Annotated in this window: 13 protein-coding genes; 8 read left to right on the forward strand and 5 right to left on the reverse strand. The window is 70.8% G+C overall.

The genetic code is table 11. The features are described 5' to 3' along the window. The first annotated feature begins 52 nt into the window (after positions 1 to 52). Together TBR22_RS07605 and TBR22_RS07610 are read left to right on the forward strand one after the other, a co-directional pair. Positions 53 to 2,611 carry a DUF1592 domain-containing protein gene (locus TBR22_RS07605; protein WP_239492367.1) on the forward strand — a complete coding sequence of 853 codons (2,559 nt, stop codon included), beginning with the start codon at positions 53 to 55 and terminating at the stop codon, positions 2,609 to 2,611. Further along, positions 2,608 to 3,966, forward strand: coding sequence for a DUF1552 domain-containing protein (locus TBR22_RS07610; RefSeq protein WP_239492368.1), 1,359 nt, complete (start codon positions 2,608 to 2,610; stop codon positions 3,964 to 3,966). Before TBR22_RS07605 ends, TBR22_RS07610 begins: the two co-directional genes overlap by 4 nt. A 199-nt stretch (positions 3,967 to 4,165) precedes the next feature. On the opposite strand, the gene TBR22_RS07615 is transcribed toward TBR22_RS07610, so the two are convergent. The 4 genes from TBR22_RS07615 to TBR22_RS07630 form a co-directional block, all read right to left on the reverse strand. Continuing rightward, the gene (locus TBR22_RS07615; RefSeq protein ID WP_239492369.1) at positions 4,166 to 4,828 is read right to left on the reverse strand and encodes a hypothetical protein; all 663 of its coding nucleotides are present in this window, start codon (positions 4,826 to 4,828) and stop codon (positions 4,166 to 4,168) included. A 63-nt stretch (positions 4,829 to 4,891) separates the two neighbouring features. Further along, positions 4,892 to 6,127, reverse strand: coding sequence for a sorbosone dehydrogenase family protein (locus TBR22_RS07620; RefSeq protein WP_239492370.1), 1,236 nt, complete (start codon positions 6,125 to 6,127; stop codon positions 4,892 to 4,894). A gap of 31 nt (positions 6,128 to 6,158) precedes the next feature. Beyond that, the gene (locus TBR22_RS07625) at positions 6,159 to 7,388 is read right to left on the reverse strand and encodes an RNA polymerase sigma factor (RefSeq protein WP_239492371.1); all 1,230 of its coding nucleotides are present in this window, start codon (positions 7,386 to 7,388) and stop codon (positions 6,159 to 6,161) included. After that, positions 7,385 to 7,741: a YciI family protein gene (locus TBR22_RS07630; RefSeq protein WP_239492372.1), complete on the reverse strand. Its 357-nt coding sequence runs from the start codon at positions 7,739 to 7,741 to the stop codon at positions 7,385 to 7,387. Before TBR22_RS07630 ends, TBR22_RS07625 begins: the two co-directional genes overlap by 4 nt. A gap of 187 nt (positions 7,742 to 7,928) precedes the next feature. Between TBR22_RS07630 and TBR22_RS07635 the strand changes: the two genes are divergently transcribed. The 6 genes from TBR22_RS07635 to TBR22_RS07660 all read left to right on the forward strand — a co-directional run bounded on the left by TBR22_RS07635 (position 7,929) and on the right by TBR22_RS07660 (position 14,655). Next, positions 7,929 to 8,549, forward strand: a complete 621-nt coding sequence (locus tag TBR22_RS07635; RefSeq protein ID WP_239492373.1) for a TetR/AcrR family transcriptional regulator — start codon at positions 7,929 to 7,931, stop codon at positions 8,547 to 8,549. A gap of 190 nt (positions 8,550 to 8,739) precedes the next feature. After that, positions 8,740 to 9,864 (forward strand): ABC transporter permease, encoded by a 1,125-nt coding sequence (locus TBR22_RS07640; RefSeq protein WP_239492374.1) that lies wholly within the window; start codon positions 8,740 to 8,742, stop codon positions 9,862 to 9,864. Between the two features lie 11 nt (positions 9,865 to 9,875). After that, positions 9,876 to 10,583: an ABC transporter ATP-binding protein gene (locus TBR22_RS07645; protein WP_239492375.1), complete on the forward strand. Its 708-nt coding sequence runs from the start codon at positions 9,876 to 9,878 to the stop codon at positions 10,581 to 10,583. A 156-nt stretch (positions 10,584 to 10,739) separates the two neighbouring features. After that, a complete protein-coding gene (locus tag TBR22_RS07650; protein WP_239492376.1) occupies positions 10,740 to 11,807 on the forward strand; it encodes an HlyD family secretion protein in 1,068 nt (355 codons plus the stop codon). Between the two features lie 107 nt (positions 11,808 to 11,914). Continuing rightward, positions 11,915 to 13,813, forward strand: coding sequence for a GspE/PulE family protein (locus TBR22_RS07655; RefSeq protein ID WP_239492377.1), 1,899 nt, complete (start codon positions 11,915 to 11,917; stop codon positions 13,811 to 13,813). Continuing rightward, entirely contained in the window at positions 13,810 to 14,655 is an 846-nt protein-coding gene (locus TBR22_RS07660) for an HDOD domain-containing protein (protein WP_239492378.1), read from the forward strand. Before TBR22_RS07655 ends, TBR22_RS07660 begins: the two co-directional genes overlap by 4 nt. Before the next feature lie 57 nt (positions 14,656 to 14,712). On the opposite strand, the gene TBR22_RS07665 is transcribed toward TBR22_RS07660, so the two are convergent. Next, positions 14,713 to 15,204, reverse strand: a complete 492-nt coding sequence (locus TBR22_RS07665) for a DUF4112 domain-containing protein (protein ID WP_239492379.1) — start codon at positions 15,202 to 15,204, stop codon at positions 14,713 to 14,715. Between the last annotated feature and the right edge of the window lie 175 nt (positions 15,205 to 15,379).

Consider the following 15,379-nt stretch of genomic DNA (forward strand, 5'->3'; position numbering starts at 1 on the left):
CCGATCGCCCTCGCCGTGCCGTTGCGCCCCGGTTTACAATGCCGGGGATCCCGTGCGACGCGCGCTCGTCCTGCTGTTCGTGGCCGTGGCCTCCCTGGCCGCCTCCGCGTCGTCTGGCCCCAGCCCGGCCAGCGACCGCGAGCCGGACCGCGCGACCTTCGACACGGTCGTCCGCCCCTTCCTCGAGAAGACCTGCACCGACTGCCACAACGACCGTCGGCAGAAGGGCGGGGTGAACCTCGAGCGCCATCAGGTCGCGGAGGCCGTCGCGGCGCACCCCGAGGAATTCGAGACGGTCCTGCTCAAGCTGCGCACCGGCGAGATGCCGCCGGAGGACGAGGAGCGCCCCGACCACAAGGAGGTCGAGGCGGTCACCACCTGGATCCAGCAGGAGTTCGCGCGGCTCGAGCGCATCACGCCGCCCGACCCGGGCCGCATCACCGCCCGACGCCTCAATCGCACCGAGTACAACAACACCGTCCGCGACCTGTTCGGCGTCGACATCCGTCCCGCCGACGACTTCCCGCAGGACGACGCCGGGTACGGCTTCGACAACATCGCCGACGTGCTGTCGCTGTCGCCGGTGCTGATGGAGAAGTACATGGTGGCGGCCGAGCGCGTGGTGCGCACGGCGATGTTCGGGCACGAGGCGCAGGCCCCGCAGCTGGTGCGCCTGAAGGCGCCGACGGCGGTCGTCGCTCCGCTGCGCGAGGTGCCCGCCGCCTACGACACGACTGGCCTGAGCCTGCCCAACGGCGCGCACGCCCTGCACCGGGTGACGGTGCCGGGCACGTACCTGATCCGCGCGTTCCTCAACGGCCGTCGCCCGCTCGGGTCGATGCCGGTGCGCATCGGCCTGTACGTGGACGGCACGCTCGCCGCCTCGCAGGAGATCGACCCGGCGGCGCAGGCGTCGTTCGAGGAGGACGAGCAGGAACTCGACGGCAAGACGCTGGAGTTCCGCGTGCCGCTCGCGCCCGGCGAGCGCTGGCTCGCGGTGACCGTGCTCGACCTCTTCGACGGGCTGCCGCGCCGCTTCAACGGCCCGAAGCCCTCCGACCGCCCGGACCAGGACCGCGTGCCGGTGTTCACGCCGCCGCGCAACAACCCGACGCCGGAGCGCATCGCCGCTGCGCGCAAGAACTTCGAGGAGCGCATGGAGGCGCTCAAGAAGGCGCCGATCAACCTGGCGCGCGTCGGTCGCCTCGAGCTCGCCGGGCCGTTCGATCCGCAGACCGCGCCGTCGCGCGAGTCGCTGCGCGCCGTGTACGCCTGCGGCCACCTGCCCGGCGGCGCCGCTGGCGAGGCGCGGCCCGCCCGTCGAGCGGGAGCCTCCAGTCCCCATGGCCCCGCCTGCGCGCTGCGCAACATCTCGCACGTCGCGCAACGCGCCTTCCGCCGGCCGGTCACGACCGGCGAGCTGGCGCCGTACGTCGCGGTGATGGCCAGAGCCCGGAAGGCGGGCGAGACGTTCGACGAGGCGCTGGCGATCGCGCTGCAGACCGTGCTCGTGTCGCCGGACTTCCTGTTCCGCATCGAGCGCGATCAGGTCGCCACGACGGCATCGCAGTTCTTTCCGGTGAGCGACCACGAACTCGCCACCCGCCTGTCGTACTTCCTCTGGGCCAGCCTGCCCGATGCCGAGCTGCGGCGCGTGGCCGACCGCGGGCAGCTGCGCGTCAAGGGCGTGCTCGAGGCGCAGGTGCGGCGCATGCTGGCCGACCCGAAGTCGCAGGCGCTGGTCGAGGAGTTCGGCGGCCAGTGGCTGCAGTTCCGGGCGCTCGAGTCGGTGTCGCCCGATCGCGACAAGTTCCCGGCCTTCGACAACTACCTCCGGCTGTCGATGCGCAACGAGACGATGCTGTTCATGCAGCACGTGGTGCGCGAGGACCGGAGCGTGCTGGACTTCCTCGACGCGAAGTACACCTTCCTCAACGAGCGGCTGGCGCGGCACTACGGCGTCGAGGGCGTGACCGGGCCGGCCTTCCGTCGCGTCGCGCTCACCGACGGCACGCGCGGCGGCGTGCTCACGCAGGCCAGCGTGCTCACCGTGTCGTCGTACGCGACCCGCACGTCGCCGGTGCTGCGCGGCAAGTGGGTGCTCGAGAACCTGCTCGACGCGCCGCCACCCGACCCGCCGGCCGGCGTGCCGCCACTCGACGAGACGAAGGTCGGCGAGACGGCGTCCTTACGGCAACAGATGGAAGCGCACCGCGCCAACCCGACCTGTGCCTCGTGCCATCGGCGCATGGACCCGCTTGGCTTCGGCCTCGAGAACTACGACGCGATCGGCGCCTGGCGGGCGATGGACGGCAAGTTCCCGATCGACCCGAAGGGCGAGCTGCCCGATGGCCGCACGTTCCATCATCCATCGGAACTGCGCACCATCCTGCTGGAGGACCGGCAGGACTTCACGCGGGCGCTCACCTCGAAGCTGCTGACCTACGCGCTCGGTCGCGGCCTCGCGCGCCACGACAAGCCGACGGTGCGCGGCATCGTCAGCCGCCTGCCGCAACACGAGTACCGCTTCTCGGGCCTCGTGCTCGAGATCGTCAACAGCCTGCCGTTCCAGATGCGACGGGGCGTGGCCCCGGGAGTGACCGCACCATGATCATCACGGGCACGCACCTGCCACGACGCACGTTCCTGCGCGGCCTCGGCGCCTCGATTGCGCTGCCGATGCTCGACGCCATGACGCCGGCCCTGGCGCGGGGTGCCCAGGCGGCGCGCGCCGCCGGACCGACCCGCCTGGTGTTCACGTACGTGCCCAACGGCGTGTCGATGACCGGCTGGACGCCGCAGGGCGCCGGCGCGGCCTTCGAGCTCTCGACGGTGCTCAAGCCGATGGCGGCGCACCGCGCCGACATGCTCGTGCTCACCGGGCTGGCGCAGAAGAACGGCATGGCGCTCGGCGACGGCGCCGGCGACCACGCCCGCGCCGCGGCGTCGTACCTCACCGGCGTGCACCCGAAGAAGACCGCCGGGGCCGACATCCAGAACGGCGTCTCCGCGGACCAGATTGCGGCGCAGGCCATCGGCACGCAGACGCGCTTCGCGTCGCTCGAGCTCGGCTGCGACGACTCGCGCACCGTCGGCAACTGCGACTCTGGGTACAGCTGCGCCTACACCAACAGCCTGGCGTGGCGCAGCGAGAGCGCGCCGATGCCGCCCGAGACCAACCCGCGGCTCGTCTTCGAGCGCCTGTTCGGCGCCGACGCCCACCTCGACCCGGCGACGCGGCAGCGCCGCCTGCTGCACCGCCGCAGCATCCTCGACGTGGTGGGGGAGCGCACCAGGCAGCTGACCGGCACGCTCGGCGCCAGCGACCGCCGCAAGGTCGACGAGTACCTGCACGCGGTGCGCGAGATCGAGCGGCAGATCGAGGTCGCCGAGAGCGACACGCGCGACCTGCGGCCCGGCATCGACAAGCCGACCGGCATCCCGGTGGCGTATGCCGACTACGTGAAGCTGATGTTCGACCTGCAGGTCGTCGCCTTCCAGACCGACCTGACCCGCGTCGTGACGATGATGATGGGCCGCGAGGGGTCGATGCGCACGTACCCGGAGATCGGCGTGCCCGACCCGCACCACCCGCTCACGCATCACCGCAACAACGCCGACTGGATGAAGCGCGTCGAGCAGATCAACGTCTTCCACGCCGAGCTGTTCACGTACTTCCTCGACAAGATGAAGGCGACCCGCGACGGCGACGCGAGCCTGCTCGAGCGCTCGATGATCGTGTACGGCAGCGGCCTGAGCGACGGCAACCGCCACACCCACGACGACCTCCCGGTGCTGGTCGTCGGCCAGGGCAACGGCCTGCTGCGCACCGGCCGCCACGTGGTCTACGACAAGCAGACCCCGATGAACAACCTGTTCCTCACCCTGCTCGACGGCGTCGGCGTGAAGACCGAAACGCTCGGCGACAGCACAGGCGCGCTAGCTCACCTTACAGACGTCAGCTAGCGCGAAGGTAAGAAGAGCAGAAGAGCAGAAGGAAAAAAGGCAGAGCGGGAAGGGCGAAGGCACCGCAAGGTCAAAGAAGGCCAAGAACAAAGGGGGCGATGCCGCCGTGGCGTCGGCCCTTCGTCCTTCGCCTTCTTCGTCCTTGCTCTTCCTTGGACCTTCCCGCTCTGCCTTCTGCTCTTCTACTCTTCTTACCTTCCTACTTGCTCGCGAAGCAGTAGAACAGTCCCGCGCCGCCGGTCGCCACCAGGTTCGCCTGGCTGCAGCCGCGCGACGGATGGGCGGCGTTGAGCGAGGTCGGGGCCGCGCCGCCGCCCTGGCGGTCGAAGTGGCCCACCATCGCGCTGCCGGCGCCGTCGGTGCTGGCGGTCCAGTTGCTGCACGTGGTGCGGACGGCTTCACCCTCGACGAGCGTGCCGTTCTGGTTGCTGCCCGTCAGGATGTCGTGCTGGTTCGGCGTGTCGCCACGGCCGTTGACGACCTGGCCCTTCTCGTTGAGGGCCGTCTGCTTGGTCCAGAGCGGCGCCTCGCCATGCAGGTCGGCCAGGTCCTTGGCGACCATCTCGCCCTTGGCGTTGTACCAGGGACCCTTGCCGATGCGGTCCTTGGCGTGCACCGCCGGCCGGCCGTCCTCGGACGCGACGCTCAGGTATGCGTGCCAGTTCTTGTTGGTCGATCCGGCCGCCTTGGCCAGGGCCTGGCAGTGGGCGTCGGCGCCGCGGATGCCGCCGAGATCGGCGCCCTTGCCCGAGCCGACCGACGTGATGAAGAACGACATCTGCGGCGACGCTTGTGCGTGCACCAGGACGGAACCTGCAGTCGCGATCGCCGCGACGAGCATCATCGGAATCATCTTTCGCATGTGGCCTCCCGTGAGTTCCAGACGTCAAACGTCAAACGTCAAACGTCAAAGGTCAAACGTTACCTACGCGCCCTTGTAGCTGATCTTCCAGAGCGTCCCGTTGCCGTCCTCGACGACGAGCAGCGATCCGTCCTGCAACTGCGTGATGCCGACGGGCCGACCCCACACCTCGGGCTTGTCGGGACCGAGCATCCAGCCGGTGGCGAAGTCCTGATATTCGCCGGTCGGCTGCCCCTTCACGAACGGCACGTACACGATCTTGTACCCGGTGCGCGTGGCGGTTTCCGACGAACCGCGCAGCGCCACGAAGGCACCGCTGCGGTAGGCCGCCGGGAAGGACTTGCCGGTGTAGAAGGTCATCAGCATCGCCGAGGAGTGCGACTCGAACAGCACCTCGGGGGTCGCCGTCTTCTTGACCAGATCGGGCTGCTCTCCCTTGTAGCGCGGGTCCTCGTGGGGGCCGATGTAGGCATAGGGCCAGCCGAGGTGACGGCCCGGCACGACCTTGGCCATGAAGTCGGGCACGAGGCCGTCGCCGAGGCCGCCGCGCTCCTGCACGGTCACCCATGCCTCGCGGGTGGTCGGGTGGAAGGCCAGGCCGGTGCCGTTGCGCACGCCGGTGGCCACCACGGTGCGGCCGCTGCCATCGAGGTTGAACCTCAGCACGGTCGCGCGGAGCGGGTCCGGATCGGGCTTGATGTTGTCCCACGAGCCGACCGTGACGTAGAAGCCGCGGCCGTCCGGCGTGAGCGCGATGTTGCGCGTCCAGTGGCCGACCGGCCCGTTGGGGAGGTCGCACAGCTTGGTCGGCGCCGCCGACGCCTTGAGGTCGCCAGCCGCGTACGGGAACTTGACGACCTGATCGGTCGCGGCGACATAGAGCGCGCCCTTGCCGAACACGAGGCCGAACGGCTGCTTGAGGCCGGTGGCGAACTCGCTGCGCTCCCCGTCCTCGAACGTGCCGTTCTTGTCGCCGTCGCGGAGCACCCAGATGCTGCCCGGGCCGGAATCGACCACGAAGATGTCGCCGTTGGGCGCCTGCACGGCGTTGCGCGGCCGCTTGAAGCCGCCCGACGCCACGACGGTGGCGGTGAAACCGGCAGGCAGGGTGAGCGAGGCGCCCTCGGGACGCGGCACGACCTTGGCCGGCACCTGGTGGTGTTCGGACGGGGCAGGCAGGTCGGCCGCGGTGATCTTGTAGGTGCGTGGCGCGGTCGGCGATTGCGCCGCGACGACGGCGGCCAGCAGGGCGGCGGTGACGGTCGCCGTCGCCAGGCTGGTCAGGCGGATCAGGGACATGGAGGTCGCTCCGGGAAATGGGACCCGCGCATCATATACGGGCGCGGCGGTCGAGCAGGAACGTGCGCACGGTGTCGTCACTCGACAGGCCGGCGGCGCGCGCATAGGCCTCGCGGGCCTCGGGCGCCCGTCCCTGGCGGGCCAGCAGGTGCGCACGCAAGGCCCACCATGGCTGATACTGCGCCGTCCGATCCGTGGGGAGCGCGTCCAGCGCCGCGAGCGCCTCCTCGACACTCCGTGCCTCGGCGATGGCCGCGGCGCGGCTCACGAGCACGCCGAGGGCCGGCGTCAGCGTGGCCAGCGCGTCGTGCAGCTGCGCGATCGCCATCCAGGGCACCTGTCCCGTGACGCGACGGGAGGCATGGGCGGACTGGATCGCCGCCTCGATCTGGTAGGGACCCGGCGCGTGCAGGGCGGCGGCCGCGGCCAGGTGCTGCTCGGCCTCGTCGATCAGGGCGGCATCCCAGCACGACGCGTCCTGCTCGGCCAACGGCACGAATCGCCCTCGGGCGTCGCGTCGGGCGGCACGTCGGGCGTGGCTGTGCAGCATGAGGGCGAGCAGGCCCCTGGCTTCGGCGGCCTCAGGGAGCAGGGACACGAGGACGCGAGCCAGCCAGAGGGCTTCCTCGGCCAGGTCGTGCCACCGTTCGGCGCCGCTGACCACTTCGTCCCACGCCACGCCGAACGCCGCATAGATCGCCTCGAGGACGTCGCCGAGGCGCTCGGGGAGCGCGTCGCGGTCTGGCACCGCGAAGGGCAGGCCGGCCTGGCGGATCCTGGTCTTGGCCCGCACCAGCCGCTTGGACATCGTGGCAGGCGTGACCAGGAACGCCGACGACAGGCGTGCGGCGTCCAGGCCGAGCACCACCTGCAGCATCAGGGGGGCGCGGACCGCCGGATCGATGGCCGGGTGCGCGCAGATGAAGAGCAGCGAGAGGCGGTCGTCCGGGACAGGCGCGGCGTCCGCGACACGGCCGAGCGCGTCGAGGTGGGCCACCACAGGTGCGGCCTCCTCGCGCGTGCGCTGGCGACGGTGCGCGCTGATCAGCGAGCGTCGCGCGGCGGTCAGCAGCCACGCATCGGGATTGTCGGGCACGCCGCGGCCGGGCCACGTTCGCAGGGCTGCGTGGAACGCATCGGCGAGCGCATCCTCGGCCGCCCCGACATCGCGCGTCCGCGAGGCCAGGTACGAGAGCAGACGGCCGTAGGAGTGGCGCGCCGCCTGCTCGGCGGCACGCCGGCTCCGCTCCTCCTGTGTCACCGCGGCATCGGCGGCAGCACCGGCCGCACTTCGACGGCGGCCACCGCGGCCGCAGGCGCCCGCGCCGCCCACTGGAGGGCCTCGTCGAGGGACGGCACGTCGATCACGAAGTAGCCGCCCAGTTGTTCCTTGGTGTCGGCAAACGGCCCGTCCTGCACGTGGCGGTGGCCCTCGCGGATCCGCACGGTGGTCGCCGTCGCCGGCGGCAACAGGCCGGCGCCCGAGACCACGATGCCTGCCCCGTTGATCGTGTCCAGGAAGGCCGACCAGGCGCCCCAGTAAGCCGGCGCTTCCGGCCCGTCTCGACGGGCGAACTCGGTGTCGGGTTCGTAGAACATCAGCATGTACTTCATCGCCGTCCTCCGCGCGCGGGCCATGGCTCGCGCGCCCTCGGGACCGGTCCATCCGGTCCACACCGACGTGACGCGCGAGCGGCGGCCATTTGGACAGGCACCGCTTCTGCCGGCGCATGGCCGAGCGTCGGCTCGCCCCCGGCGCTGGACGCCCGACACGGCCGCTGCTAAATTAACACCGTTAAGCATGGGGATCGCCGAGCGTCGTCAGCGCCAGAAGGCACAGGTCCGCCAGGAGATCCTGACGGCGGCGCGCGCGATGTTCGCCGAGGAGGGCTTCGAGGCGGTGACCATGCGGAAGCTGGCGGCCCGCATCGAGTACTCGCCGACGGCGATCTACCTGCACTTCAAGGACAAGCACGCGGTGCTCGAGGCCGTGTGCGAGGAGACGTTCGGCCAGCTCGCCGAGCGGCTCGCCAAGCTGGCGGCCAAGGGGTTGCCGCCGCTCGAGTTCCTGCGGGAGGGGCTGCGCCTGTACGTGCAGTTCGGCCTGCAGCACCCGTCCGACTACACGCTGACCTTCACGATGCGCACGGGCAAGGACGAGGCCTCACCCGAGGCCTTCTCGACGTCGGCCGGCTTCCGGGCCTTCGACTACCTGCGCCAGGCGCTCCGCGGGTGCATCGCCTCGGGCGACCTCCCGCCGATTGACGTCGACGTCGCCGCGCAGTCGCTCTGGGCGGCCACCCACGGCATCGTCTCGTTGCTCATCGCGCACGGCGGGCTGTTCCCGTTCGTCTCCCGCAAGAAGCTCGTCGACCACACCCTCGACACGATGATCGCCGGCCTGCAGGCCTCGGCCCGCTGAGCCCCGACGGCGGGCACACCCCGCGCCGCCGCCCCCCTCGGTCGCCGACCGACCGCCGCCTGCCCAGTGCCGCCTGCCGACCGTCGATCTCGGTTGACACGCCGTCTTAACGTTGTTAAGTTAACAGTGTTCATATTGTGAGGAACGTTCCGACAAGGAACGACGTCTCAACCGCTGGAGCTCGCCGCCGATGCCGTCCCTCGCCCTTCGCAACCTGCTGCACGACCGAATGCGGTTCGTGGTGACCCTCACGGGCATCGTGTTCTCGGTCGTCCTCTCGGCGATCCAGCTCGGGCTGTTCGTGGGCTTCACCCGCGCCACCTCCGACGTGATCACCCACGCCGGCGCCGACGTCTGGGTGATGTCGCGCGGGGTCGGCAACCTCGAGAATGGCGTCGCCTTCCCCGAGCAGCGCGCCTACCAGGTCCAGGCGCTCGACGGCGTCCAGGCGGTGCAGAAGCACCTGGTGGCATTCGGCCAGTGGAAGCGGCCCGACGGCGCCGAGGAGGGCTGCCTGCTGATCGGCGTCGACCTGGCCGGCGCCATGGGCCTGCCCTGGAACCTCGTCGAGGGCTCGGCCGCGGCGCTGGCCGAGCCGGATGGCGTCATCGTCGACGAGCTCTACAAGTCCAAGCTCGGGGTGTCGCGGATCGGCGAGACCTTCGAGATCCGCGGGCACCGGGTGCGCGTGGTGGGCTTCACGCGCGGCATCCGCACCTTCACCACCGCGCCCCCGGTCTTCGTGTCCTTCAAGCGCGCACAGGACTACGCCGGCATCCGCGCCGACCAGGCGTTGTACCTGCTGGTCAAGGCCGCCCCGGGCACCGACCCCGACGCGCTCGCGGCGCGCATCACCGGACGCGTGCCCGACGTGACGGCGCTGTCGACCCGCGCCTGGGGGAAGAAGCAGCAGGACTACTGGATGTTCGGCACCGGCGCCGGGATCACGGTGCTGATTGCCGCCGGGCTCGGCCTGCTCGTCGGCGTGGTCGTCGTGGCCCAGACCATCTACGCCGCCACCGTCGATCACATCCGCGAGTACGGCACGCTCAAGGCGATGGGCGCGACCAACGGCTACATCTACCGGGTGATCGTCCGGCAGGCGGCGATCAGCGGCCTCATCGGCTACGGCGTGGCGATGCTGGTCGCCGCCGCGGTCTCGCGCGCGTCGCTGGCAGGCACCACGGCGATCATCCTGCCGACGTCGCTGTCGCTCGGCCTGTTCGTGCTGACGCTCGGCATGTGCGTGAGCGCCTCGATGGTCTCGATCAACAAGGTGACGCGCATCGACCCGGCGATGGTCTTCAAGGGGTGAGGGAACCAGGCATGACGACACCGGCAATCGAGGCGCGGCAGGTGAAGAAGTCCTACGGTGATGGCGACACGGCGGTGCACGCCTTGCGGGGCGTCGACCTCGACGTGTCGGGCGGCGAGGTGCTGCTGATGATGGGGCCGTCGGGCTCGGGCAAGACGACGCTGCTGTCCATCATGGGCGGCATCCTGCGGGCCTCGTCGGGCAGCGTGCGCATCGCCGGCACCGAGATCGTCGGCCTGCCGGAGCGCGAGCTGCCGGCGATCCGGCTGCGCCACATCGGGTTCGTGTTCCAGGGGTTCAACCTGTTCCCGGCCCTGACGGCGGTCGAGAACGTGGCGATCGCCCTCGACCTGCGGGGCATCCGCGGCAAGCCGGCGCTGCAGCGCGCCCACGACGCCCTCGCGTCGGTGGGCATGGCCGACCGCGCCCATCATCGCCCGGCGGATCTCTCTGGCGGCCAGAAGCAGCGCGTGGCGATCGCCCGCGCGCTGGTCGGCGAGCCGGCGATCCTGCTGGCCGACGAGCCGACCGCCGCTCTCGATCACACGTCGGGCGAACTGGTGCTCGGCCTGTTGCGCACCGTGGCGACGCAGCACGGCCGCGCGGTGGTGCTGGTCACGCACGACCCGCGCACCCTGCCGTACGCCGATCGGATCGTCCACATCGAGGACGGACGGCTCCGCGCACACGAGGACATCGCGGCAGGGCGGGTGGCATAGCTCTGAGTGCCGAACACCGAGCGCCCAACGCCGAACATCGAACGCCGACGCCGAATGGCGCACTGGACTGATCACTCGCGGCTGCCCGGGACGGACTGCCGACTGCCGACTGCCGACTGCCGACGGCCGGCCCCCTGGATCTGGAGGAGAACTGCCATGACAAAGATGCTGCGAACGATGGTGATGACCGGGGTGGTGGTGCTGGCCGGGAGCGGCTGGGTGGTCTGGTCGCGCTCGGCGGCCGGTGAGGCGCGGGCCGCCTCCACCGCGCCGGCCGTGTCGACGACTGCCGGGGTGGCGCCGACGGGCGCTGCGGACATATCGCGCATCGTCGCGCCAGGGCGGGTGGAACCCGTGTCCGAGGAACTGGAGGTGGCCGCGGAGGTCTCCGGGCGACTGGAGAGCCTGCGGGTCGAGGAGGGCGACCGGGTCGAGGCCGGCGCGGTGATCGCCACGCTCGAACGTGCCGACTACGAGGCGCGGCTCGCCACGGCCCGCGCGGCGCTCGCGGTGGCCGAGGCAGAGGAAGCGCGCCTGGTGAACGGCGCCCGTGTCGAGGAGCGTCGGGAGGCCCGGTTCGCCCTCGAGCAGGCCGATGCCGCGCTGGCGCAGGCCGAACGCGAGCACCAGCGGCGGGTGCGCGCCGCCGACGTCATCCCGCGCGAGGAACTCGATCGCGCCGCCAGTGACGTGGCCATCGCCCGTGCACGGCAGGCGGAGGCGCGAGAGCGGGCGCGGGTGGTCGACGCCCCGGCGCGGGCCGACGAACGGGCGAGGGCGCGCGCGGCCATCCAGCAGGCCAGGGCCCGCGTGCTCGAGGCCGAGGCGCTGCTGGCCAAGACGACGATCCGCGCGCCCATCGCCGGCACCGTGCTTCGTGTGGTCCGCCGGGCGGGGGAGAGCGTGTCGGTCGAGGGACCCGACGGGGGGCACGTGGTGACCATCGCCGACGTGTCGGTGCTGCGCGTGCGCGCCGACGTGGACGAGCGCGACGTCGCGCACCTGGCGACCGGCCAGCGCGCCTACGTCACGGCCGATGCCTATGGCGATCGGCGGTTCACGGGGCGCGTCATCCGCATCAGCGAGATGCTGGGCCGCAAGAACCTCCGCAGCGAGGAGCCCACCGAGAAGGTCGACACGAAGGTCCTCGAGACCCTCGTCGAGCTCGACCCGGGGCAGCGCCTGCCGGTGGGCCTCCGGGTGGACACGTACATCCTGCGATGAACCGAGAAGAGGGAACGAACGGCCGTCCCCGGACCCGGGTGTAGCGGTTTTGCGCACGCCGGCGGTGCACTAACGTCGGGAGTGGTGCGGCCGATTCCCGGAGCAGTATGCCCGGCGAACCCTCCCCAGTCGCCCTTGCGCCCCATCCGCCGCCCAGTGACGTCGTCGGCCTCCTGCTGAAGGAGCAACTCGTCACCGAGGCGCAGGTGCGCCACGCGCAGCGGGTGCAGGCACGCCTCGAGACGCCCCGCAGCCTGCTCACCGTGCTGCAGGACCTGGAGCTGGTGACGCCCGACCAGGTGCGCCAGGCCGTGCGCGCCAACCCGCAGTCGATGCGGCTCGGCGACCTGCTGATCGACCTCGGGCACCTGCGCGACGCGGACTTGCGGGCCGCGCTCGCGGCGCAGCAGGCCTCGGGCGGCCGCAAGCGCCTCGGCGAGATCCTCGTCGAGAGCCGCGTGATGTCGGAGCACAAGCTCACCGAGGTGCTGTCGGACCTGTTCGGGCTGCCGCTCGTCGAGCCGCGGGTGGCCGACATCGAGCGTGCCCTGCTGGTGCGGATGCACCTGCGCCGCGCGCAGGAAGGCGCCTTCATCCCGGTGTCGCAGTCGGGGGGGCGGGTCACGGTGGCCTTCGCCGACCCGCTCGACCCGACGCACAAGATGGCCGCCGACCAGATGTTCGGCGGCAACGTGGTGCCGGCGATCGCGCGGCGGTCGCTGATCCTCGAGGCGCTGTCGGCCTTCGAGCGTGGCCTCCGGTCGGCGACCGGCCCGAGCGAGCACACCGCGATGCAGGTCGTGGTGGACCTGATCCGCGAGGCGCTCGCTTCCGGCACCAGCGACATCCACATCGAGCCGCTGGCAGCGGGGCTGCGCGTGCGCTTCCGCCTCGACGGCGTGATGATGGAGCACCGCGACATCGACCGCGAGCTCGGCGCCGCGGTCGTGAGCCGCATCAAGGTGCTCGCAGGCGCCGACATCGCCGAGCGCCGGCGCCACCAGGACGGTCGCATCAAGTTCGAGGATCCGCAGACCGGCGCCACCGCCGACATCCGCGCCTCCTTCTACGTGACCATCCACGGCGAGAAGGTCGTCCTCCGCCTGCTCAACCGCAAGACCGAGCTGATCGGCATCCAGGACATCGGCATGGGGCCGCGCATGCTCGAACGGTTCATCGGCGACGCGCTCGACGTGCCGACCGGCGTGGTCATCATCACCGGGCCGACCGGTTCGGGCAAGACGACGACCCTGTACAGCGCGGTGGACCACCTCAACACGCCCGACACCTGCATCGTGACGGCCGAGGACCCGGTCGAGTACGTCGTCGACGGCATCGCGCAGTGCTCGATCAACGCCAAGATCAACCGGACGTTCGAGGAGACGCTGCGCCACATCGTGCGACAGGACCCGGACGTGATCGTGCTCGGCGAGATCCGCGATCGCTTCTCGGCCGACACCGCGATCCAGGCGGCGCTGACCGGCCACAAGGTCCTGACCACCTTCCACACCGAGGACGCGATCGGCGGGCTGCTGCGCCTGCTGAACATGAACATCGAGGCGTTCCTGATCTCGTCGACGGTGGTGTCGGTGATGGCGCAGCGGCTGCTTCGCCGTGTGTGCCCGTCGTGCGCCGAGCCCTACACGCCGACCGCGACCGAGATCCGCCGCCTCGGCGTGAGCCCGCAGGATCTGCGCGGCGCCCGCTTCATGGCGGGCAAGGGCTGCGCCGCGTGCCGGTACACCGGCTACCGCGGTCGCATCTGCGTGTTCGAGCTGCTCGTCCTGAACGAGATGGTGAAGGACGCGATCCTCAATCGCCGCACCTCGTACGAGATCCGGCGCATCAGCATCGAGACGTCCGGCCTGGTGGCCCTGGTGGAGGATGGCCTCTACAAGGCGTCCTACGGCCTGACGACGGTGCAGGAAGTCCTGCGGCACCTGCCGCGGGTGGTCAAGCCGCGACCGGTGGAGGAGATCCGCCGGCTGCTGGGGAGCCTTTCGTGACGCACGGCCGTTCGCTCATCGACGTCCTCGGCGAGGAACTCGCCCGCAACGACCTCCAACTCCCGGTGTACCCGGGCGTGGCTTCGCGCGTGCAGGCGCTGGCGGCGTCGGGCACGGCCACGGCGGAACAGTTCGAACGCCTGTTGTCGCAGGACCCGGCGATCGCCTCGCAGGTCCTGCGGGTGTCCAACTCGGCCTTCTATGCCGGCCTGAGCTCGGTGGCCACCATTCGCGCGGCGGTGCTTCGCCTCGGACTCGATCAACTGGTGACGCTGGCGGTCGCCTGCGCGCACCGTGGGCAGTTCACCGCCAAGGACCCGCAGGTGCAGCGGCTCCTCAGCCAACTGTGGCAGCACTCGGTGGCGGTGGCATTCGGCGCCCGGTGGCTCGCCGACCGCACGGGTTACCGGGCGCAGTCGGCCGAGTGCTTCATGGCCGGCCTTTTTCACGACATCGGCAAGCTGCTGATCCTGAAGGTCCTCGACGATCTGCGCCGCCGCGGCGAGTGGCCGCACGAGCTGCCCGAGGCGCTCGTCCACGAGCTGCTGGCCTCCCTGCACGCCGAACAGGGAGCGCGCCTGATCCGGCAGTGGAATCTCTCGCCGCTCTACGCCGACGTGGCGCGCACCCACAACGACCCGTCGGTGGAGGAGACCAACCCCGTGCACCTGATCGTGCGCCTCACCAACCACGCCTGCACCAAGCTGGGGATGAACCTGTACCAGCAGGAAGGCATCGTGCTCGCCGCCTCGCCCGAGGCGTCGGCGCTCGGAGTGAAGGACGTGGTGCTGGCCGAGCTCGAGATCATGTTGGAGGACGGCGCACAGACGCTGGCGGCGTGAGAACGCCGAACGCCGAACGCCCGGGCCCACCCGGCCCTCAGCTCCTGGCCCCCGGTTCTACGTGAGCCATCCGTAGAGCCACGTCGCGATCCACGCCAGCAGCAGGATCGGGATCAGCGCCGCCAGGACCACCAGCCCCACGAACGTGCCCACCACGATGGCGTCGAACCGCGAGTGCGGCACGCCTGGGCGCGCGTGGCGTTCCAGCAGGCGCATGTTCCAGCTGTTGGCCTTCCAGAACACGTCGGCGACGTTGCCTACTCCCGGCACCAGCCCCAGCAGCGCATCGATCACCGCATTGATGACCATCCGCGCCTGCACGATCCTGGGCACGCGCATCCGATAGGCCTGCATCAGGATCAGGATGCCGAACGCGGGACTGCTCAGTTCCGCCAGCCCCGGGACCAGCCCGACGATCACGTCCCACCCGAACCTGACGTTGGTCCCCGGCACGCGGAACGCCTGGTCGAGCAACCAGCTCCACTCGCGCAGGCGGGCGAGCCAGCGGTCGTCGGCCTCGACGTCCGGTGGTGGGGGGGGAGGGGTCATCCCACGAGTCTACAAGCCGCCGGCGCTTCCGCCGGCGCGCCGAGTCGCACCGTGAAGCCGGGCAGGATTTACCGGCCGGATTCCCGACGCTGGTCCGTTGCCTTCCACTCTCGTCCTGGCCGTCCGGCTGTGTAGCGAAATTGGCAACCATCTTGTAATCGGCAGACCCGACACG

This window comes from Luteitalea sp. TBR-22 (assembly GCF_016865485.1).
GTDB lineage: Bacteria > Acidobacteriota > Vicinamibacteria > Vicinamibacterales > Vicinamibacteraceae > Luteitalea.

What these genes read in the sequence shown, in the direction of transcription:
- TBR22_RS07635 (WP_239492373.1), top strand. Translation starts at nt 7,929, where the DNA reads ATGGGGATCGCCGAGCGTCGTCAGCGCCAGAAGGCACAGGTCCGCCAG.
- TBR22_RS07640 (WP_239492374.1), top strand. Translation starts at nt 8,740, where the DNA reads ATGCCGTCCCTCGCCCTTCGCAACCTGCTGCACGACCGAATGCGGTTC.
- TBR22_RS07615 (WP_239492369.1), bottom strand. Translation starts at nt 4,828, where the DNA reads ATGCGAAAGATGATTCCGATGATGCTCGTCGCGGCGATCGCGACTGCA.
- TBR22_RS07650 (WP_239492376.1), top strand. Translation starts at nt 10,740, where the DNA reads ATGACAAAGATGCTGCGAACGATGGTGATGACCGGGGTGGTGGTGCTG.
- TBR22_RS07630 (WP_239492372.1), bottom strand. Translation starts at nt 7,741, where the DNA reads ATGAAGTACATGCTGATGTTCTACGAACCCGACACCGAGTTCGCCCGT.
- TBR22_RS07620 (WP_239492370.1), bottom strand. Translation starts at nt 6,127, where the DNA reads ATGTCCCTGATCCGCCTGACCAGCCTGGCGACGGCGACCGTCACCGCC.
- TBR22_RS07610 (WP_239492368.1), top strand. Translation starts at nt 2,608, where the DNA reads ATGATCATCACGGGCACGCACCTGCCACGACGCACGTTCCTGCGCGGC.
- TBR22_RS07665 (WP_239492379.1), bottom strand. Translation starts at nt 15,204, where the DNA reads ATGACCCCTCCCCCCCCACCACCGGACGTCGAGGCCGACGACCGCTGG.
- TBR22_RS07645 (WP_239492375.1), top strand. Translation starts at nt 9,876, where the DNA reads ATGACGACACCGGCAATCGAGGCGCGGCAGGTGAAGAAGTCCTACGGT.
- TBR22_RS07655 (WP_239492377.1), top strand. Translation starts at nt 11,915, where the DNA reads ATGCCCGGCGAACCCTCCCCAGTCGCCCTTGCGCCCCATCCGCCGCCC.